Raw genomic sequence first — 20248 nt, 5'->3', positions numbered from 1 at the left:
CGGCAGCTCCTACATGGGAATGTGTGTCCCTGTAGGAGCTGCCGAAGGCTGCGATCTTTTCATTCAGGCACCCCTCTTTTATGTCAGTTGTTAGGGTGCCGTTTCTAATTTTTCTCCCTACTTTGTGCCTGAGCCCGACACCTTTGCGGGCAGTTCCTCAAACCTTCTGCGCGTGAGGTGCACCATGGCCAAAGTAATTCTGAAGAAAAAAATCGACGTTTCGACTTCTGCTCTGAGCGACGTCAAATCCTATGCCCGCAAGATCTGGCTGGCAGGCCTGGGTGCCTACGCCAAGGTCGGCCAAGAGGGCAGCGAGTACTTTCAGGAGTTGATCAAGGCTGGTCAAACTGTTGAAAAGAAAGGCAAAAAAGTCGTCACCGAAAAACTCGAAGCCGCCAATGCCGAGATCGATGAAGTCAAGGGTGAAGTCAGCTCGTTCAAAGGTCGCGTCGAAGTTCAGCTCGACAAGGTCGAGAAGGCGTTCGACTCCCGTGTAGCAAGCGCCTTGAATCGTATCGGCATTCCGTCTAAACATGACGTTGAGACACTCTCTGCTAAGCTCGATGAGCTGACGGCATTGCTCGAACGCGTCGCGCGTAAATCTTAAGGAGAACGGGATGGCTGGTAAAAAGAACACCGATAAAGAAGGCAGCTCGTGGATTGGGAAAGTCGAAGACTACTCCCGCAAAATCTGGCTGGCTGGTTTAGGCGTGTACTCGAAGATCGACACTGACGGCAGCAAGCTCTTCGATACATTGGTCAAAGACGGCGAGAAGGCCGAGAAGCTCACCAAGTCTGCAGTCGGCAAGAAAGTCGATGCCGCCAAGGATTCCGCTTCTTCGGCCAAGTCGCGTATCAGCGGCGTGAAAGATCGCGCACTGGGCAAGTGGGACGAGCTGGAAGGGGCTTTCGACAAGCGCCTGAACAGCGCGATTTCGCGCCTGGGTGTGCCTAGCCGCAATGAAGTCAAAGCGCTGCACAGCAAGGTCGAAACCCTGACCAAGCAGATCGAGAAACTCACCGGTCTGAAAACCCAACCGGTCGCGGCGAAAACCGCAGCAGCCAAACCGGCAACCAAAACCGCCGCCAAGCCATTGGCTAAAGCGGCTGCGAAACCAGCTGCCAAAGCTGCGGCCAAGCCTGCGGCGAAAACCGCGACCGCCAAGCCTGCTGCTAAAACGGCCGCTGCCAAGCCGGCCGCCAAAGCTGCTGCCAAACCGGTTGCTGCCAAAGCTGCTGCGAAACCTGCGGCCAAACCCGCAGCAAAACCCGCCGCCAAGCCAGCAGCGAAAACCGCTGCCGCCAAACCGGCTACCAAACCGGCTGCCAAACCTGCGGCCAAACCGGCTGCGGCGAAAAAACCGGCAGTGAAAAAACCGGCCGCGCCGAAAGCCGCTGCGCCGAAGCCGGCTGCCCCAGCAGCCAAGCCTGCCACCCCGGCAACCCCGGCCAGCGCGTCGAACTCCGCCGCTGCACCGACTCCGGTAGCCACCCCGACTGCTGCATCGACCCCGTCGACGCCAACCAGTCAGTCCTGATTTTTCAGGGCAAAAAAAACGCCCGGCCTGTGAAGGTCGGGCGTTTTGTTTTGTGCAGACAATCTCCAAACCACTGTAGATCCCTGTGGGAGCGAGCCTGCTCGCGAAAGCGGTGTATCAGCTACATGGAAATCAACTGACAGGATCCATTCGCGAGCAGGCTCGCTCCCACAATGGGTGTTGGTCAGGCGAAAAGATGTGGGTCACTCGTGATCTTCAAGGTACTGCAGGGCCATCCGTTCGGTGGCGACTTTCACTGGCGGCAGCAGATGCGGTGCCACCAGCATCATGATCTGGTACACGACCAACCTGACCTCACCCTCGCGATCCAGAATCCGCTGATAGTCCAGCGAGAACAGCAGGGTCATGGTGATCTGCTCCACCAGTTGCCCCAACGCCTGGGTATCACTGACCAGTTGCCCCGAAGCCTTCAACCGCGCCAGCAATGACGCCAGCGTGCGCTTGAGGGCGTTGAGCAGGTTGCGAATGCCCTTGGCCAGTTTCGGCAGGCGCCCGGCGAGGTTCGACAGGTCCTGGAACAGGAACCGGTACTGCGCCAGACGCTCGACGATCAGGTGCAGAAACAGCCAGTAGTCCTCCGGCGCCAGCTCGACGTCCGACGGTGGATCGAGCAGCGGCGCCAGTTCATTCTGGAAGCGTTCGAACAGGCCGAGAATCAACGGTTCCTTGCCGTGGAAGTGGTAGTAGAGATTGCCGGGGCTGATCCCCATTTCGTTGGCAACTTCCATGGTGGAGACGTTGGGCTCACCCTTTTCGTTGAACAGTTGCAGGGCACATTCGAGAATCCGGTCGCGGGTTTTCATCCAGTCTTCTTAGAAAAGTTCGGTTAAGCGTCAGCGCACATGCACGTAGGTGCCGGGTGCTGCCTCCATCGGTGGATAGTTCGGGTTGCCGAGGGTCATCAGGGTTTCGCGTTGGGCGCCGGAGCGTTGCTGAATCCACTCCAGCCACTGCGGCCACCAACTGCCGTCGACGCGCTTGGCGTCGTAATACCAGGCGCGCGGATCGCTGCTCAGCTTGCCGTTCTCGACGTAATTGGCTTTCGGGTTGCTCGGCGGGTTGAGGATGCTTTGCACATGACCACTGTTGGACAGCACAAAACGCCGCTCACCGCCGAGCAGCAGGGTCGAGCGATACACCGCGTCCCACGGCGTGATGTGATCGTTCATGCCGGCCACGCTGAAGCTGTCGACGGTGACTTTTTGCAGATCGATCGGCGTACCGCAGACTTCCAGTCCGCCCGGGTGGGTCAGCGGATTGTGTTTGAAGAAGTCCAGCAGGTCGCCGTGGAATGCGGCGGGCAGGCGGGTGTTGTCGTTGTTCCAGTAGAGAATGTCGAAGGCCGGCGGCTCCTTGCCGAGCAGGTAGTTATTGACGAAGTAGCTCCAGATCAAATCGTTGGGCCGCATCCAGGCGAACACCTTGGCCATGTCGCGACCGTCGAGCACGCCTCTCTGATAGGAACGGCGTTTGGCTGCTTCGATGGTCTGTTCGTCGGCGAACAGGGTGGTCGGGGTTTCGATCTCGCTGTCGAGCAGGCTGACCAGATAGGTCGCACTGGAGATCCGCCGCAGTTGCCGTTTGGCCTGCAGATGACCCTGCAGCGCGGCGATGGTCAGGCCACCGGCGCAGGCGCCCATCAGGTTGACCTCGCGCGCGCCGGTGATCGTCCGGCAGATGTTCATCGCTTCTTCCACCGCCTCGACATAGGTCGACAGGCCCCATTCGCGATGGCGTACGTCCGGGTTGCGCCAGCTGATCATGAAGGTCTGCAGGCCGTTCTTCAGCGCGTACTGGACGAAGCTGTTCTGCGGGCTGAGGTCGAAAATGTAGTACTTGTTGATTTGCGGCGGCACCACCAGCAGCGGCTTGGCGTACTGGTTTTCGCTCATCGGCTTGTACTGGATCAGCTCCAGCATCTCGTTGCGAAACACCACGGCGCCAGTGGTGGTGGCAACGGTCTTGCCGACCTCGAAAGCCTGCTTGGTGACCTGGCGTGGCAGACCATCGTTGTGCAGCAGATCATCGAACAGATGGCTCAGGCCGCGCACCAGACTCTGGCCACCGGAATTGAACAGTTCCTTCACCGCCAGCGGATTGAGCAAGGTATTGGAGGGTGCGACGGCATCGTTGAGCAGGGTGAACGCGAAGTGCGCGCGAGCGCGGTCGTCCTCGCTCATGCTGCTTTCATCGATCCAGCTCTTGACCTGTTTCTGCCAGGCCAGATACGCCTGCAGGCTGCGCCGGTAGAACGGATTGAGGCTCCACGCCGGATCGGCGAACCGCGCGTCCTGCGGGTTGGTCGGGTGCAGGGTTTCACCGAGCAACACGCGACCGAGCTGGCCGCCGAGTTTCAAGGCGTGTTTCGCACTGTGGAACGGGTTGCGCAGACCGTGGGCTGCGACGCTGCGCAAAGTCGAGAGCAAGTCCCGCCCGCGCAGGCCAGTCATTGCACTTTGTGCATTGATGAAAACGGCGGGACTGGGCACTACGCCCGTCGCAGGTTTGTCGCGCATGACTCAACACTCCTTCGTCTTCAGGTCAAAAACAAACTCACCGAACCAGAACACCATAGTCGCTGTTACGGGTTGCTGCCTGCGCGGCGTCCTGCCGCGCACTTTGTTCAAAACCCTGCATAAAACCTGCCGCTGTGATTTATCCGCCCAGCGGGGTCGGATGCGGGTGCATCACGGCGCGCTGCCGTTCCTCCTCAAGGAATTTCATGATGATCGGCGCTACGGCTTCGGCGCGGGTGATCAGGAACAAATGACCGTCGTCGATGATGTGCAACTGGGCGTTGGGGATGCGCCAGGCGAGCATGCGCATGTTGATCAGCGGGATCAGCGGATCGTCATCGCCGGCCAGCACCAGGGTCGGCTGATGGATCTTGTGCAGCCAGTGAATGCTGGTCCAGCCCAGGCCGGCGAACAGCTGCCAGTAATAACCGAGCTTGCCCGCCGAACGCACTTTCGCCGCATGGCTGGCAGCCAGGGTCGGATCGCGGCGGAACGAGCCGCCGTAGATCAACGGTGCGATGCGGATCACGTGCGATGGCTGGATGTAACGGCGTGGGCTGGCCATCATCCATAGCACTTTCGGCTTGCCCGGCACCATGAAGGCGCCGGCCGCAGTCGCCGCCAGCACCAGTTTCTTGCAGCGTTCGGGGTAGTCGTGGGCGAATTGCTGCGCCAGCGCACCGCCCCAGGACACGCCGATGACGTTGACCTGACCGTAGTCGAGGTAGTCGAGCATCCGCGACGTCAGCTTCGCCAATCCGGGAAAGCGATACGGTCGGTTGGGCGTCGACGAGCCGCCGACACCGGGCACGTCGAAGGCGATCACTTCCAGATCCGGGTCCAGCGCCGCGACAAATGGAAACACCAGCTCCAGGTTGGCACCGATGCCGTTGAAAATCAGCAAGGGCGTCAAATGAGGCTTGCCGGGGCGTACCGCCGTGCGGAGGGTCTGCCCATCCAGATCGACGGTACGGAAAATGAACGGTTGCGGCATGCTTCAGGCCCTGTGGATTAATTCATCCCCGCTCCCCTGTAGGAGCTGCCGGAGGCTGCGATCCTTTGATCTTGAAAAGCAAAATCAAAAGATCGCAGCCTTCGGCAGCTCCTACGCAGGGCGAGGTGTCAGTTACCGCTCATGTACATAAGTGCCCGGCGATGCTTCACCTGGCGCATACGCTTTGTTGCCGAGTTTGGTCGGCGCCTTTTTCAGATTGCCCGAGCGCTCGGCCTGCCACGCCTGCCAGTACAGCCACCAGGAATCAGTGTGCTTGGTCGAGTTCTCTTGCCATTCGTCGGCATTGGCGGCCATGCCTTCGCTGGTCATGTAGCGCGATTTCGGATTGCCCGGCGGGTTCAGGATGCTCTGGATGTGCCCGCTGCTCGACAGCACGAACTCGACCTTGCCGCCAAACAGCTGCGCCGACTTGTAGCAGGACTTCCACGGGGTGATGTGGTCGTTGGTGCCGGCCAGCGAGAAGATGTCGGCGGTGACCTGCTTGAGGTCGATCGGCGTGCCGCACACTTCCAGTGCATTGGGGCGGATCAGTGGGTTGTTTTTGAACATCTCGATCAGGTCGCCGTGGAACGCGGCCGGCAAGCGGGTGGTGTCGTTGTTCCAGAACAGGATGTCGAACACCGGCGGCTCGTTACCGAGCAGGTAGTTGTTGACCCAGTAGTTCCAGATCAGGTCGTTGGGGCGCATCCACGCGAAGACCTTGGCCATGTCCTTGCCTTCGAGCACGCCGGCCTGGTACGAGTGGCGCTTGGCGGTCTCGAGGGTCTGCTCGTCGACGAACAGAGCGACGTCGCTGTCCAGTGTGGTGTCGAGCACGCTGACCAGCAGGGTCAGGGCGTTGACCTTGTTCTCGCCGAGGGCGGCGTAGTGGCCGAGCAGGGCGGTGCAGGTGATGCCGCCGGAGCAGGCGCCGAGCATGTTCACGTCTTTGCTGCCGGTGATCGCCGTGACCACGTCGACCGCTTCCTTGAGCGCATCGATGTAGGTCGACAGACCCCACTCGCGCTGGGCCTTGGTCGGGTTACGCCAGCTGACGATGAAGGTCTGCACGTTATTGCGCAGGCAGAAGCGCGCCAGACTCTTGTCCGGGCTCAGGTCGAAAACATAGAACTTGTTGATCTGTGGCGGCACCACCAGCAGCGGGCGCTCGTGGACTTGCTCGGTGATCGGCTTGTACTGGATCAGCTCCAGCACGTCGTTGCGAAACACCACCGCGCCTTCGGTCACGCCGAGGCTCTTGCCGACCTCGAACGCGCCCATGTTGACCTGGCTCGGCATGCCGCCGTTGTGTACCAGATCCTTGGCCAGATGCGAGAGGCCGTCGAGCAGGCTTTTGCCGCCGGTTTCGAAGAAGCGTTTGACCGCTGCCGGGTTGGCTGCGGTGTTGGTCGGGGCCATGGCTTCGGTCATCAGGTTGATCACGAAGTGGCCGCGCGCGATGTCTTTGGGTGACAGGCTGCTGTCGTCGATCCAGGAGTGGAGCTCCTTGCGCCACGCCAGGTAAGTTTGCAGATAACGTTTGTAGAGCGGGTTCTGACTCCACGCCGGATCCGCGAAGCGACGGTCATCGCTGGCCGGTTGCAGTTCGGATTTGCCGAACAGCACGTTCTTCAGTTCAAGACCGAAATGAGTCACGTGCTTGACGCTATGGATCGGTTGTTTGATGGCCTGGGTCAGCACCATACGAGCAGAGGCCAGCAGATCCTTTCCGCGCAGCCCAACGACGGGATTAAGCCCCAGGGTGTTTTCCGAGGCTTGGTACTTCAGGTCATCGTTATTCTTGTTACTCATCTACGACGCTCCATTGTCCTGAGACGAGTACCCGGTTTCTGCTGTGCAGTTCCACAGCGAATGCCAGGTACTACTGCTCGGGTGACCGTTAATTCTGCATAGCTGCTTTACAGTCGTAGAGCACTGCAGGGAACTTGCCAGCTCCATTGGTTACCCGAGTTTAATTTTTTTCGCAAGCAGGCCGATCCTCGGCCACACAGCAGAGCATTCAAACAGATGAATTTAGAAAATGCCCTCTAAAGAGCAAGAGTCTCGGACTAGAGCATCAGCTTGACGATTGACTCGTCCGGATCACGGGTTTTCCCGGCCGCTTTGAGCTCGGCCAGATAATCGGCCCAGAGTGCGTCATGACGTCGCCCCAACTCGTAGAGGTAATCCCAGGTGAACAAGCCGCTGTCGTGACCGTCGTCGAAGGTCAGTTTCAGTGCGTAGTGACCGGCCGGTTCCAGGCCGCTGAGGCCGACATTGAGCTTGCCGAATTGCAGGATCGGTTTGCCGTGGCCCTGGACCTCGGCGGAAGGGGAATGCACGCGCAGAAATTCGGCGGGCAGGGTGTACTCCTCGCCGGACGCGTATTTGAGCGTCAGGGTTTTCGAGGCTTTGTGCAGTTTGATGTCGGTGGGAATATTGGTCATTGCAGGTCATCCGACTGTGATGAACCCCTGTAGGAGCTGCCGCAGGCTGCGATCTTTTGATCTTGAAAAGCAAAATCAAAAGATCGCAGCCTGCGGCAGCTCCTACAGAGAAGGTGACCTACAGGATATAACGGGACAGGTCTTCGTTCTGCGCCAATTCGCCCAGATGGCTGTTGACGTACGCAGCGTCGATCAGGATCGGTTTGTCGTCATGCGCGCTGGCCAGGTCGCCGGCACTGAACGACACCTCTTCCAGCAGACGCTCAAGCAGCGTGTGCAGACGACGGGCACCGATGTTCTCGGTCTTCTCGTTGACCTGCCAGGCGATTTCCGCCAGACGCTTGATGCCTTCCGGCTGGAACTGGATGTTCAGGCCTTCGGTTTTCAGCAGTGCGCAGTATTGCTCGGTGAGCGAAGCGTGCGGCTCGCTGAGGATGCGCTCGAAGTCTTCCGGGCTCAGGGCCTTGAGCTCGACACGGATCGGCAGACGGCCTTGCAGCTCCGGCACCAGATCGCTCGGCTTGCTCAGGTGAAACGCACCGGAGGCGATGAACAGGATGTGGTCGGTCTTGACCATGCCCAGTTTGGTGTTGACTGTGCAGCCTTCGATCAGCGGCAGCAGGTCGCGCTGTACGCCTTCACGGGAGACATCGGCGCCGCCGACATTGCCGCGCTTGGCGACCTTGTCGATTTCGTCGATGAACACAATGCCGTGCTGCTCGACCGCTTCCAGCGCCTTGGCCTTCAGCTCTTCTTCGTTGACCAGGCGCCCGGCCTCTTCGTCGCGCACAAGTTTCAGCGCTTCTTTGACCTTGAGCTTGCGCGCTTTCTTCTTGCCCTTGCCCATATTGGCGAACAGGTTCTGCAACTGGCTGGTCATTTCTTCCATGCCGGGCGGCGTAGCGATCTCGATGCCGGACACTTCGGCGACTTCGATTTCGATTTCCTTGTCGTCCAGCTGACCTTCGCGCAGGCGTTTGCGGAACAGCTGACGGGTGTTGGAATCGCTGCTCGGTGCCTCTTCATTGCTGAAGCCCATGCGTGCCGGTGGCAGCAGTGCGTCGAGGATACGGTCCTCGGCAGCGTCTTCGGCACGGTGGCGCACGCGGGTCATTTCCTGCTCGCGGAGCATCTTGATCGCGGCGTCGGCCAGATCACGGATGATCGATTCAACGTCGCGGCCAACGTAGCCGACTTCGGTGAATTTGGTCGCTTCGACCTTGATGAACGGCGCGTTGGCCAGTTTCGCCAGACGACGGGCGATTTCGGTTTTACCGACGCCGGTCGGGCCGATCATCAGAATGTTTTTCGGGGTCACTTCAACGCGCAGCTCTTCAGGCAGCTGCATGCGGCGCCAGCGGTTGCGCAGGGCAATCGCGACGGCGCGCTTGGCATCGTCCTGGCCGATGATATGGCGGTTGAGTTCGTGGACGATTTCGCGGGGAGTCATGGACATAGTAATTGACGGTCCTCAAGCAGAAACAAGCCGTGGCACTTAGGCCGCGTCAGGCTTATTCAGCGAGATCCTGCTCCTCAATGGTCTGAGTGTGGTTGGTGAATACGCAGATGTCGGCAGCGATGCCCAATGCGGTTTCGACGATTTCACGGGCCGACAGGTCGGTCTTTTTCAACAGTGCGCTGGCTGCTGCCTGTGCATAGCCGCCGCCGGAACCCATGGCGATCAGGCCGTTTTCCGGTTCGACCACGTCACCGTTGCCGGTGATGATCAGCGAGGCGTCCTTGTTGGCGACCGCGAGCATGGCTTCGAGGCGGCTCAGGGAGCGGTCGGTGCGCCATTCTTTGGCGAGTTCGACAGCGGCGCGGATCAGGTGGCCCTGATGTTTCTCGAGCTGGCCTTCGAAACGTTCGAACAGGGTGAAGGCGTCGGCGGTGGCACCGGCGAAACCGGCGATGACCTGGCCGTGGTACAGGCGACGCACCTTTTTGGCGTTGCCTTTCATCACGGTGTTGCCGAGAGAAACCTGGCCGTCGCCGCCCATGACGACTTTGCCGTGGCGGCGGACTGAAACGATGGTGGTCAAGGGAAGAGTCTCCACGCAGCGGGGCGAAAATGCCTTATGCCCATTCATATGGGGGTGCTGGAGAGGATTTCAACCGGGGGCGGAGAGAGGGGACGAGCGGTGATGAAGGGGTGGTGCAAACCTCTGTGGCGAGGGAGCTCGCTCCCGCTCGGCTGCGCAGCAGTCGTAAAACCTGCAATCCCAGGCTGTCTGACGCACTGGAATCACAGGATTTGGGGGCGCTTCGCACCCCAGCGGGAGCAAGCTCCCTCGCCACAAAGTCCGCCGAACGATTTACGTTCGGCGAGAGGTCAGCGGCTCTGGCGTTGTTGTAACAACAGGTTGCTGAAGCCGCTGCCGGCCAGTTGTTTCTGCGCAGTAGTCAACTGTTCGCGGTTGCTGAACGGGCCAACGAGTACGCGATACCAGGTCTCATCCTTCACCGTGCCCGACTCAACCGAAACAGCCTGGCCCAGCAGAATGATCTGCGCCCGCACCTTGTCCGCGTCCGCCTCTTTGCGGAACGAACCGGCCTGGAGGAAGAACTTGGTCACCGGCGCCGCTTTCGCCACTGGCGGCGCGGGTGGCGGGGTAATGCCCGACAGCGCAGCCTGCGCCCGTGCCGTGTCGATCTTCGCCGCTTCCGCCGGGGTGACCGGCGTGGTCGGCACTTGTGGCGTCGGCAGGGTTTTCTCCGGCACGGCATCCGGCGGCACGATCACTTCCGATTCCGGCAGCAGCGTGTAGAAGTCGTACTTCGGCTTCACCGGTTGCGTCGGGCTCGGCGGGGTCTTGTTGGCCTCGGCGATTTTCGTGGCTTTCTGCTGTTGCGCCTGCTCGATCTTCTCGCGCTTGACCGTGTCGCTGCCCTTGCCCGGCTCCAGTTTCATCAGGAAAACGATGAACGCACCGACCGTCAGGCCGATGGCCATCCACAGCCAGCCCGGAATCGGTTGCTTTGCAGGAGCTTGGTAACGGCTGGCGCCACGCTTGGGTGCAGGTTTTTTCTTGGCAGCCAACTTACATGCGCTCCAGAGTTTCCAGGCCCAGCAGTTCCAGGCCTTGCTTGAGAGTACGACCGGTCAGCGCGGCCAGACGCAGACGGCTCTGCATCTGGGCCGGCGTCTCGGCGGCGAGGATCGGGCAGTTCTCGTAGAAGCTGGAGAACAGACCGGCGACGTCATACAGGTAGGTGCAGAGGATGTGCGGCGTGCCTTTTTCCGCGACGTTGTTCAGCACTTCGCCGAACTGCGCCAGCTTCGCTGCCAGCTCTTGCTCGTGCTCGGCTTCGAGGACGATCTGGCCGTCGACTTCGCTGAAGTCCTTGCCCAGTTTGCGGAACACACCGGCGACACGGGTGTAGGCGTACAGCAGGTACGGCGCGGTATTGCCTTCGAAATTCAGCATCAGGTCGAAGTTGAAGCTGTAGTCGCTGGTGCGGTGCTTGGACAGGTCGGCGTATTTCACCGCACCGATGCCGACGACCTTGGCGATATTGCGCAGTTCGTTTTCGGCCAGTGTCGGGTTCTTCTCCTTGACCAGGTTGTAGGCACGTTCCTGGGCTTCGGTCAGCAGGTCGATCAGCTTCACGGTGCCGCCATCACGGGTCTTGAACGGACGGCCATCGGCGCCGTTCATGGTGCCGAAGCCCATGTGCTCCATTTCCATCGGATGGGTCACGAAACCGGCCTTGCGCGCCACGGCAAACACTTGCTGGAAGTGCAGGGCCTGACGCTGGTCGACGAAGTACAGGGCGCGGTCAGCTTTCAGTTTGCCAGAACGATAGCGCACGGCCGCCAGGTCAGTGGTGGCGTACAGGTAACCGCCGTCAGCCTTGACGATGATCACTGGCAGCGGATCGCCGTCGGCGTTCTTGAACTCGTCGAGGAACACGCACTGGGCGCCGTTGCTCTCGACCAGCATGCCGGCGGCTTTCAGGTCGTTGACCACGTTGATCAGGTCGTCGTTGTAGGCGCTTTCGCCCATCACGTCGGCCATGGTCAGTTTGACGTTGAGCAGTTCGTAGATCTTCTGGCAGTGCGACAGCGAGATATCCTTGAACTTGGTCCACAGCGCCAGGCATTCGGCATCGCCGGCCTGCAGCTTGACCACCAGGCCACGGGCGCGGTCGGCGAACTCTTCGGATTCGTCGAAACGCTGCTTGGCGGCGCGGTAGAAGTTTTCCAGATCGGACAGCTCGTCGCTGGTGATCGGGTTTTCCTGCAGATACGCCATCAGCATGCCGAACTGGGTGCCCCAGTCGCCCACGTGGTTCTGGCGGATCACTTCGTCGCCGAGGAACTCGAGAACACGGGCCACGCCGTCGCCGATGATGGTCGAGCGCAAGTGGCCGACGTGCATCTCTTTGGCCAGGTTCGGCGCCGACAGGTCGACCACGGTGCGCTGCGCCGGGCCGGCCTTGCGCACGCCAACATGTGCGTCAGCCAGGGCTGTGTCGAGGCGCGAGGCCAGAGCCTGGGTGTTCTGGAAGAAATTGATGAAGCCTGGACCGGCGATTTCGGCCTTGGTGACGTTCTCGTCGGCCGGCAGTGCGGCGATGATTTTCTCTGCCAGATCGCGCGGCTTCATGCCCGCAGGCTTGGCCAGCATCATGGCGATGTTGCTGGCGAAGTCACCGTGGGTCTTGTCACGGGCGTTCTCCACCTGAATCGCCGGCGACAGGCCTTCAGGCAACACACCTTCGTTGACGAGTTGGGTGAGGGCTTGTTGGATCAGCTGGCGAATGGTGTCTTTCATGGTCTTCTCTTTCGACCGCAAGCGCGGCGGCGCATCGATGCGCGGGTGGAAAAACTGGGCATTATCCGTTGCGAAGACGGGCTTGCCAACCTTAGCAGGCAGGATGTGGATATGTGGTGACATTAAAAGCAAAAGATCGCAGCCTGCGGCAGCTCCTACAGGGAAACACGCTCGATTCTGTAGGAGCTGCCGCAGGCTGCGATCTTTTGCTTTTCAGTACAGATCCACGGGATCGACATCCAGCGACCAGCGCACCGCGCGCCCGCTCGGCATCTGCTCCAGCACCAGCAACCAGCTGGCGAGCAACCGATGCAGCGGTGCCCGCGCCGTCGCCTGCAATAATAGCTGCGCCCGATAGCGACCGGCACGCCGCTCCATCGGCGCCGGCACCGGACCGAGCAGTTCGATGCCGCTCAGATTCTGCTCGACCAGCAAGCGCTCGGCCGCGCTGCACGCCTCATCGAGAAATCCTTCGGCCTGCCCCGGTTTGTGCGCTTCGGCGCGCAACAGCGCCAGATGCGCAAACGGCGGCAGTCCGGCGGCGCGGCGCTCGCTCAACGCCTGCTCGGCAAAGGCGAAGTAGCCCTGCTCGGTCAGTTGCACCAATAGAGGATGGTCGGCCAAGTGCGTCTGGATGATCACCTTGCCCGGCTCCTCAGCCCGCCCGGCGCGCCCGGCGACCTGCACGATCAACTGCGCCATGCGCTCGCTGGCGCGGAAGTCGCCGGAGAACAGCCCGCCGTCGGCATCCAGAATCGAGACCAGCGTGACCCGGGGGAAGTGATGCCCCTTGGCCAACATCTGCGTGCCGACCAGAATGCACGGCTGCCCCTTCTGAATCGTCGCGAACAGTTGATTCATTGCGTCCTTGCGCGAGGTGCTGTCGCGGTCGACACGCAGCACCGGGTAGTCCGGGAACAGAATCGCCAGACGCTCTTCGGCGCGTTCAGTGCCGGCACCCACCGGGCGCAGATCAACCTTGTTGCACTTGGGGCACTGGCGCGGCGTGCGTTCGACGTAGCCGCAGTGGTGGCAACGCAGTTCGCCATAACGCTGGTGCACGGTCATTCGCGCATCGCAGCGTGAGCACTCGGACATCCAGCCGCAATCGTGGCACAGCAACGTCGGCGCAAAGCCGCGCCGGTTAAGGAACACCAGCACCTGCTGGCCCGCCGCGAGGGTCTGGCCGATGGCTTGTTGCATCGGCCCGGAAATGCCGCTGTCCAGCGGACGGCTTTTCACGTCCAGCCGCAGGAAGCGTGGCTGCCTGGCGCCGCCGGCCCGCTCGTTGAGGCGTAGCAGGCCATAGCGACCGGTGTAAGCGTTGTGCAGGCTTTCCAGCGAAGGCGTGGCGGAGCCGAGGACGATCGGGATGTTTTCCTGTCGCGCGCGCACCAGCGCCAGATCCCGGGCGTGGTAGCGCAGGCCTTCCTGCTGTTTATAGGAGCCGTCGTGCTCTTCGTCGATGATGATCAGCCCCGGGTTCTTCATCGGGGTGAACAGCGCCGAGCGGGTGCCGATAATAATGTCGGCCTCGCCGTCGCGGGCAGCGAGCCAGGCGTCGAGGCGCTCACGGTCGTTGACCGCCGAATGCAGCAGGGCGATACGCGCATTGAAGCGCTGCTCGAAACGCGCCAGGGTCTGCGGGCCGAGGTTGATTTCGGGAATCAGCACCAGTGCCTGCTTGCCGGCTTCGAGGGTTTCGCGGATCAGTTGTAGATAGACTTCGGTCTTGCCGCTGCCCGTGACCCCGGCCAGCAGAAACGCGTGATAACTGTCGAACCCGGCGCGGATCGCTTCGTAAGCGGCGCGTTGTTCGGTATTGAGCGGCAACTCCGGTTGCGCCAACCAGTGTTCATGGCGCACGCCAGGGGCGTGCCGACGAATCTCGACCTGCACCAGGCCTTTGGCCAGCAGCAGGTCGAGGCTGTCCTTGCTCAGCATCAGTTTGCTCAACAACTGATGGGCGACGCCGTGCGGGTGCTGCGCCAGCGTCGCCAGCGCTTCCCGTTGCCGTGGCGCGCGGGCGACGCGCGGATCATCGAGGCTGGCGCCGGGCGCAATCGACCAGAAGCGCTCCTGACGGGCCTCCGCCAATTCACCCTGACGCAGCAGCACCGGCAGTGCCCAGCTCAAGGTGTCGCCGAGGCTGTGCTGGTAATACTGCGACGTCCAAAGGCACAGTTTGAACAGCGCGGGCGGCAACGGCGGTTCGGCATCGAGCAGGGCCAGCGCGGGTTTGAGTTTCTCCAGCGGCACGTCGCTGGTGTCGGTGATCTCGACCAGAATCCCGATCATCTCCCGCCGACCGAACGGCACCCGCAGGCGCATGCCCGGCTGCAACTGGGCGCGCAGCACCCCGGCCGGGGCCCGATAGTCGAACAGGCGGCGCAGGGGCGAAGGCAGGGCGAGGCGCAGAATGGCGTCGGGCACGCGGGGGGATCTCTATCAACAAACGGTAAAAAGGACTAGGCACATAACCCTGTAGGAGTGAGCCTGCTCGCGAAAGCGGTGTGTCAGGCGGCTGATATGCTGGCTGATAGATCGTCTTCGCGAGCAGGCTCGCTCCCACAGGGGGCAGCGCAATGGGCCGGGAGCCTAGCAGACGGTCGGTCTCAGGGACAGCTTGCGCGATTGACATTGTCTGGTAGAATCCGCGGCCTAATTACGTGCGGTATTCAACAATAGTGTTGGGTGGCGGCACGCTAGCTGAGGAAGACATCATGAAAGCTGATATCCACCCGAATTACCCAGAAGTTGCAGTAACCTGCAGCTGCGGCAACAAGTTCGAAACCCGTTCGACCTTCGGCAAAGCCCTGGCGATCGACGTTTGCAACGAGTGCCACCCGTTCTACACCGGTAAGCAGAAGACTCTGGACACCGGTGGCCGCGTTCAGAAGTTCGCCGACCGTTTCGGTGCCTTCGGCGCCAAGAAGTAAGATTGATCATTCTGGAAAACTTCGACGGTTTCTCCAGGCTGATGAAAAAGGCGTCCCTTGTGGGCGCCTTTTTTGTGTCCGCGACTTGGCTGTCCGCTGCCCAGGCATTTTGCCCCACGCCTGCCGGCCTGAGCAGCGTCAGCGTCCAGCGCGTGGTCGATGGCGACACGCTACGCCTGAGCGATGGGCGCAGTGTGCGGATGATCGGTCTCAACACGCCGGAGCTGGGCAAGCAGGGCCGCAGTGACGAACCCTTCGCCGTGGCGGCGCGCAAACGCCTTGACGCACTGGTGGCGGACAGCGGCGGTCGGGTCGGTCTGCTGCCGGGCAAGCAGGCCAAAGACCATTACGGCCGCACCCTTGCGCATGTCTACAGCACCAGCGGCACCAATCTTGAAGCGCAAATGCTCGCCGACGGCCTTGGTTTTCAGGTGGCGGTGGCGCCGAATGTCGATCTTGTGGCCTGTCAGCAAGCGGCCGAACGCAGCGCTCGGCAGGCCGGTCGAGGCCTGTGGCGCCAGTCACCTGTACTGAAAGCGGAGCAGATCCGCGCTTCGGGTTTCGCCGTGGTCAGTGGACGTGTGAGCAAGGTTCAACGCAATCGCGGCGGAATCTGGATCGAGTTGCAGGACTCGGTTGTACTGCGCGTTGCACCCAATCTCGTCGGACAATTCGACAACGCCCGGTTGCAGGCGCTGCAGGGCAGGCAGATCGAGGCTCGCGGCTGGATCGTCGACCGTTCGCGGCGTGGCGGGTTGAAATCGGGTCAGCCGCGTTGGCTGCTGCCGTTGTCCGATCCGTCGATGCTGCAAAGCGCTCGCTGAAGAAAAATTGTAGACATTTTTTCTGTCGATTGTGAACAGTCAAGCCCTTGTGCGCCGTGGCTCTTGGCCCAAAGTCGTAGGACAGCGCGCTTGACAGGGGTGACCGCTCAGTCTTGTGGGGACTTTGCGAGGCGCGTATCCTCGCTGACCAGTCTGTCCAACAGTAAAAAGCGGAATGCCAAAATGTCTGATCTGAAAACTGCCGCTCTCGAATATCATGCCAATCCTCGTCCAGGGAAGCTGAGTGTCGAGCTCACCAAGGCCACTGCTACCGCCCGCGACCTGTCGCTGGCCTACAGCCCCGGCGTAGCTGAACCAGTGCGTGAGATCGCCCGCGATCCTGAACTGGCCTACAAATACACCGGCAAGGGCAACCTGGTTGCAGTCATTTCCGATGGCACCGCGATTCTGGGCCTGGGTAACCTCGGCCCACTGGCTTCCAAGCCAGTGATGGAAGGTAAAGGCGTGCTGTTCAAGCGCTTCGCCGGCATCGACGTTTTCGACATCGAAGTCGACTCCGAAAGCCCGCAAGCCTTCATCGACACCGTAAAACGCATCTCCATCACTTTCGGTGGCATCAACCTGGAAGACATCAAGGCACCTGAGTGCTTTGAGATCGAACGTGCTCTGATCGAGCAGTGCGACATTCCGGTATTCCACGATGATCAGCACGGTACCGCGATCGTGACCGCTGCCGGCATGATCAACGCCCTGGAAATCGCCGGCAAAACCCTGCCGGAAGCCAAGATCGTCTGCCTCGGCGCTGGCGCTGCGGCCATCTCCTGCATGAAGTTGCTGGTGAGCATGGGCGCAAAAATCGAAAACATCTTCATGGTTGACCGTACCGGCGTGATCCACTCCGGCCGTGACGACCTGAACCAGTACAAAGCGGTATTCGCTCACGCCACCGACAAGCGCAGCCTGGCTGACGCTCTGAAAGGCGCTGACGTGTTCGTCGGTCTGTCCGGCCCGAACCTGCTGAGCGCTGAAGGCCTGCTGTCGATGGCGGCCAACCCGATCGTCTTCGCCTGCTCGAACCCGGATCCGGAAATCTCCCCGGAACTGGCGCACGCCACCCGCAACGACGTGATCATGGCCACCGGTCGTTCCGACTACCCGAATCAGGTCAACAACGTACTGGGCTTCCCGTTCATCTTCCGTGGTGCCCTGGACGTTCGCGCCAAGCGCATCAACGAAGAAATGAAAGTGGCCGCGGCCAACGCCCTGCGCGAACTGGCCAAACTGCCAGTGCCACAGGACGTGTGCGACGCCTACGGTGGTGCGCCGCTGGAATTCGGCCGTGAGTACATCATTCCGAAACCAATGGACAAGCGCCTGATCACCCTGATCTCCGACGCCGTGGCCAAGGCTGCGATCGAGACCGGTGTGGCGACCCTGCCGTATCCGAAGAACTACCCGCTGAAAAGCGTGGATGACGTGTTCAACGGCTAAGTCGTTGTAGCGCTTCAACAAAAGCCCCGGCTCGTAATGAGTCGGGGCTTTTTGTTAGGCAGATCAAAAGATCGCAGCCTGCGGCAGCTCCTACAGGGGGAGCAAATTCCAAATGTAGGAGCTGCCGCAGGCTGCGATCTTTTGATCTTGATCTTCAGGCAATAAAAAGCCCCGCACTTCAATCGAAGGCGGGGCTTTCCAATGCCGCTGGATCAGAACAGATCGATCGGCGCCTGCTCATCCGCCGGCAGCGGGCTGCCCGGTATGGCGCCGTTGCCCAGCTCATTCACCGAGGGCGGCGTGTCTTCGGACTTGAACAGTTCGAAGTACGCGCCCGGCGTGCTCGGAGTGGCGGCACGACCGCTGACCGGATCCACCCGCAGGCTGAGAATGCCTTCCGGCTCAGGCTGCACGTGTGGCGGCTTGTCCTTGAGGGCGGCCGACATGTAGTTCATCCAGATCGGCAGCGCCACGGTGCCACCGAACTCGCGGCGACCAAGGCTTTCCGGCTGGTCGAAGCCGGTCCACACGGTGGTCACGTAATCGGCGTTGTAACCGGAGAACCATGCATCCTTCGATTCGTTGGTGGTACCGGTCTTGCCGGCGATGTCGCTGCGACCCATGGCCAGTGCACGGCGACCGGTGCCGAGCTTGATCACGTCCTGCAGCATGCTGTTGAGGATGTACGTGGTGCGGCCATCGACGATCCGCTCAGCCACGGCCGGCGCTTGTGGTGCGGCGGCAGCGCCCGGTGCTTCACCCGGAACCGGAGCGGCGTTGACGGTGATCGACTGAGGTGTCGGCGCCGCGATGCCATCGGTCGCCGAGCCACCCTGTGGCACGGTCGGCGGGTTGGCGACGAACAGCGTGTCGCCGTTGCGGCTTTCGATCTTGTCGATGATGTACGGGGTGATTTTGTAGCCGCCGTTGGCGAAGGTGCTCCAGCCGGTAGCGATCTCCATCGGTGTCAGGGTCGCGGTGCCCAGCGCCAGCGACAGGTTCGGCGGCAGGTCCTGCTTGTTGAAGCCGAAGCGGGTGATGTAGTCGATGGTCTTGCCCACGCCCATCGCCTGCAGCAAGCGGATCGACACCAGGTTACGCGACTTGTACAGCGCCTCGCGCAGACGGATCGGGCCGAGGAAGGTGTTGGTGTCGTTCTTCGGCCGCCAGACTTTGTCCAGGTACTCGTCGACGAACACGATCGGGGCGTCGTTGACCAGGGTCGCGGCGGTGTAACCGCTGTCCAGCGCAGCGCTGTAGACGAACGGCTTGAAGCTCGAACCCGGCTGACGCTTGGCCTGCAGGGCGCGGTTGTAGTTGCTCTGCTCGAAGGCGAAACCACCGACCAGCGAGCGAATCGCGCCGTTCTGCGGATCCAGCGACACCAGCGCGCCTTGCGCCTGCGGAATCTGACTGAATTTCAGCGAATTGTTCGGCTGACGCTGCACGCGAATCAGATCGCCGACCTGCGCCACATCCGACGGCTGACGCGGGGCCGCGCCCATGCTGTTGGTATTGAGGAACGGCCGCGCCCATTTCATGGTGTCCCAGGCGACGTGTTCTTCGCCGGTACGGGTCAGCACCTGCAAGCCATTCTTGTCGACCTGGGTGACGATGGCCGGTTCCAGGCTGCTGATGGTGCGCTGCTTGGTCAGCTCGGTCGCCCATGCCTCGTGGGTCTTGCCCGGCAGGCGCGACTCGGGGCCTCGGTAGCCGTGACGCTGGTCGTAGGTCATCAAGCCTTCGTGCAGCGCGGTGTTGGCCATTTCCTGCAGGTTGCTCGGCACCGTGGTGGTGACGCGGAAACCTTCGGTGTAAGCGTCGCTGCCATAGCGGCCGACCATTTCGGCACGGGCCATTTCGGCGATGTACGGTGCGTTCACTTCCGGGGTCGGCACGTGATAACTGGCGTTCAGCGGCTCGTTGATCGCGGCGGTGTAGTCGGCCTCGGAAATCTTCCCGAGCTTGTACATGCGCCCGAGGATCCAGTCGCGGCGTTCCTTGCTGCGCGCCGGATTGGCCAGCGGGTTGAAGCGCGACGGGGCTTTCGGCAGGCCGGCGATCATCGCCATCTGCGCCAGGCTGACGTCGCGGATCGACTTGCCGTAATACACCTGCGCCGCCGCCTCGATGCCGTAGGCGCGGTTACCCAGATAAATCTTGTTCACGTACAGCTCAAGGATCTCGTCCTTGGTCAGCTGCCGTTCGATCTGCAGGGCCAGCAGAATCTCGGTGGTTTTGCGCGAGAAGCTGCGTTCGCTGGTCAGGAAGAAGTTCTTCGCCACCTGCATGGTGATGGTGCTGCCGCCGGACTGAATGTGCCCGCTTTTCACCAGTTGGGTCGCGGCACGCATCAGGCTGCTCGGATCGACGCCATAGTGGTTGGCGAAATTGTCGTCTTCAGCACTTAGTAACGCATTAATGAAATTGGGTGGAATGTCGGCGAAACGGATCGGAGTACGGCGCATTTCGCCAAATTCTGCGATCAACTTGTTGTCGCTGCTGTAGACCCGGAGCGGAATCTGCAACTGAATGCTTCTCAGCGCCTCCACAGACGGCAAACCCGGACTAAGGTAAAGAAACGCGCCGCTGAGACCTAAAAGCAGTCCGCAGAAAACGGCGACGATGGACCAACCGAAAAATTTCAGCAGACGAATCAAGGCTTTTGGGCACCCAGGGCAAAGAATGAATGTGGCGACAGGGTTCCGGTTACACACAGAACGGCCCGCGCCGGCAGTA

Annotated in this window: 16 protein-coding genes; 5 read left to right on the top strand and 11 right to left on the bottom strand. The window is 61.1% G+C overall.

Annotation, left to right across the window (positions count from 1 at the left end):
* The first annotated feature begins 184 nt into the window (after window positions 1–184).
* Together BW33_RS20355 and BW33_RS20350 are read left to right on the top strand one after the other, a co-directional pair.
* Window positions 185–607, top strand: coding sequence for a phasin family protein (locus tag BW33_RS20355; RefSeq protein WP_047600842.1), 423 nt, complete (start codon window positions 185–187; stop codon window positions 605–607).
* Window positions 608–617: 10 nt separating this feature from the next.
* A complete protein-coding gene (locus BW33_RS20350; RefSeq protein ID WP_047600841.1) occupies window positions 618–1538 on the top strand; it encodes a phasin family protein in 921 nt (306 codons plus the stop codon).
* 203 nt (window positions 1539–1741) lie between these two features.
* Here the strand turns inward: BW33_RS20350 and BW33_RS20345 are convergent, their stop codons facing one another.
* The 10 genes from BW33_RS20345 to BW33_RS20300 form a co-directional block, all read right to left on the bottom strand.
* Window positions 1742–2362 (bottom strand): TetR/AcrR family transcriptional regulator, encoded by a 621-nt coding sequence (locus BW33_RS20345; RefSeq protein ID WP_047600839.1) that lies wholly within the window; start codon window positions 2360–2362, stop codon window positions 1742–1744.
* Between the two features lie 30 nt (window positions 2363–2392).
* A complete protein-coding gene (gene phaC / locus BW33_RS20340) occupies window positions 2393–4075 on the bottom strand; it encodes a class II poly(R)-hydroxyalkanoic acid synthase (protein ID WP_047600838.1) in 1683 nt (560 codons plus the stop codon).
* A 139-nt stretch (window positions 4076–4214) separates the two neighbouring features.
* A complete protein-coding gene (phaZ, locus tag BW33_RS20335) occupies window positions 4215–5069 on the bottom strand; it encodes a poly(3-hydroxyalkanoate) depolymerase (protein WP_047600836.1) in 855 nt (284 codons plus the stop codon).
* A 132-nt stretch (window positions 5070–5201) separates the two neighbouring features.
* Entirely contained in the window at window positions 5202–6881 is a 1680-nt protein-coding gene (gene phaC, locus BW33_RS20330) for a class II poly(R)-hydroxyalkanoic acid synthase (protein WP_047600835.1), read from the bottom strand.
* 257 nt (window positions 6882–7138) lie between these two features.
* Window positions 7139–7516, bottom strand: a complete 378-nt coding sequence (locus BW33_RS20325) for a gamma-butyrobetaine hydroxylase-like domain-containing protein (RefSeq protein WP_047600834.1) — start codon at window positions 7514–7516, stop codon at window positions 7139–7141.
* Window positions 7517–7634: 118 nt separating this feature from the next.
* The gene (gene hslU, locus BW33_RS20320) at window positions 7635–8972 is read right to left on the bottom strand and encodes an ATP-dependent protease ATPase subunit HslU (protein WP_047600832.1); all 1338 of its coding nucleotides are present in this window, start codon (window positions 8970–8972) and stop codon (window positions 7635–7637) included.
* Between the two features lie 55 nt (window positions 8973–9027).
* Window positions 9028–9558: an ATP-dependent protease subunit HslV gene (hslV, locus tag BW33_RS20315; RefSeq protein ID WP_047600831.1), complete on the bottom strand. Its 531-nt coding sequence runs from the start codon at window positions 9556–9558 to the stop codon at window positions 9028–9030.
* Window positions 9559–9848: 290 nt separating this feature from the next.
* Window positions 9849–10556 carry an SPOR domain-containing protein gene (locus tag BW33_RS20310; RefSeq protein WP_003220877.1) on the bottom strand — a complete coding sequence of 236 codons (708 nt, stop codon included), beginning with the start codon at window positions 10554–10556 and terminating at the stop codon, window positions 9849–9851.
* Between the two features lies 1 nt (window position 10557).
* A complete protein-coding gene (gene argS / locus BW33_RS20305; protein ID WP_047600830.1) occupies window positions 10558–12294 on the bottom strand; it encodes an arginine--tRNA ligase in 1737 nt (578 codons plus the stop codon).
* A gap of 213 nt (window positions 12295–12507) precedes the next feature.
* The gene (locus tag BW33_RS20300; RefSeq protein ID WP_047600829.1) at window positions 12508–14727 is read right to left on the bottom strand and encodes a primosomal protein N'; all 2220 of its coding nucleotides are present in this window, start codon (window positions 14725–14727) and stop codon (window positions 12508–12510) included.
* A gap of 290 nt (window positions 14728–15017) precedes the next feature.
* On the opposite strand from BW33_RS20300, the gene rpmE reads away from it, so the two are divergent.
* From rpmE to BW33_RS20285, 3 genes are all read left to right on the top strand, one after another.
* Window positions 15018–15233: a 50S ribosomal protein L31 gene (rpmE, locus tag BW33_RS20295; protein WP_007968345.1), complete on the top strand. Its 216-nt coding sequence runs from the start codon at window positions 15018–15020 to the stop codon at window positions 15231–15233.
* A gap of 41 nt (window positions 15234–15274) precedes the next feature.
* Window positions 15275–16057 carry a thermonuclease family protein gene (locus tag BW33_RS20290; RefSeq protein ID WP_047601083.1) on the top strand — a complete coding sequence of 261 codons (783 nt, stop codon included), beginning with the start codon at window positions 15275–15277 and terminating at the stop codon, window positions 16055–16057.
* A gap of 183 nt (window positions 16058–16240) precedes the next feature.
* The gene (locus BW33_RS20285) at window positions 16241–17509 is read left to right on the top strand and encodes a malic enzyme-like NAD(P)-binding protein (RefSeq protein ID WP_047600827.1); all 1269 of its coding nucleotides are present in this window, start codon (window positions 16241–16243) and stop codon (window positions 17507–17509) included.
* A gap of 212 nt (window positions 17510–17721) precedes the next feature.
* On the opposite strand, the gene BW33_RS20280 is transcribed toward BW33_RS20285, so the two are convergent.
* Entirely contained in the window at window positions 17722–20166 is a 2445-nt protein-coding gene (locus BW33_RS20280) for a penicillin-binding protein 1A (RefSeq protein ID WP_442965413.1), read from the bottom strand.
* Between the last annotated feature and the right edge of the window lie 82 nt (window positions 20167–20248).

Origin of the sequence: Pseudomonas sp. RIT288 (genome assembly GCF_000631985.1) — a bacterium.
In the GTDB taxonomy this organism is placed as follows: Bacteria; Pseudomonadota; Gammaproteobacteria; order Pseudomonadales; family Pseudomonadaceae; genus Aquipseudomonas.
Note: the sequence above shows the minus strand (reverse complement) of the source record. Positions and strands in the feature narration are given on the sequence as shown.

Bases quoted from the DNA above. Each gene is read 5' to 3' on its own strand.
- BW33_RS20325 (WP_047600834.1), bottom strand. From the start codon at position 7,516: ATGACCAATATTCCCACCGACATCAAACTGCACAAAGCCTCGAAAACC.
- BW33_RS20345 (WP_047600839.1), bottom strand. From the start codon at position 2,362: ATGAAAACCCGCGACCGGATTCTCGAATGTGCCCTGCAACTGTTCAAC.
- phaC (WP_047600838.1), bottom strand. From the start codon at position 4,075: ATGCGCGACAAACCTGCGACGGGCGTAGTGCCCAGTCCCGCCGTTTTC.
- BW33_RS20285 (WP_047600827.1), top strand. From the start codon at position 16,241: ATGTCTGATCTGAAAACTGCCGCTCTCGAATATCATGCCAATCCTCGT.
- BW33_RS20355 (WP_047600842.1), top strand. From the start codon at position 185: ATGGCCAAAGTAATTCTGAAGAAAAAAATCGACGTTTCGACTTCTGCT.
- hslU (WP_047600832.1), bottom strand. From the start codon at position 8,972: ATGTCCATGACTCCCCGCGAAATCGTCCACGAACTCAACCGCCATATC.
- phaC (WP_047600835.1), bottom strand. From the start codon at position 6,881: ATGAGTAACAAGAATAACGATGACCTGAAGTACCAAGCCTCGGAAAAC.
- BW33_RS20350 (WP_047600841.1), top strand. From the start codon at position 618: ATGGCTGGTAAAAAGAACACCGATAAAGAAGGCAGCTCGTGGATTGGG.
- BW33_RS20290 (WP_047601083.1), top strand. From the start codon at position 15,275: ATGAAAAAGGCGTCCCTTGTGGGCGCCTTTTTTGTGTCCGCGACTTGG.
- rpmE (WP_007968345.1), top strand. From the start codon at position 15,018: ATGAAAGCTGATATCCACCCGAATTACCCAGAAGTTGCAGTAACCTGC.
- phaZ (WP_047600836.1), bottom strand. From the start codon at position 5,069: ATGCCGCAACCGTTCATTTTCCGTACCGTCGATCTGGATGGGCAGACC.
- argS (WP_047600830.1), bottom strand. From the start codon at position 12,294: ATGAAAGACACCATTCGCCAGCTGATCCAACAAGCCCTCACCCAACTC.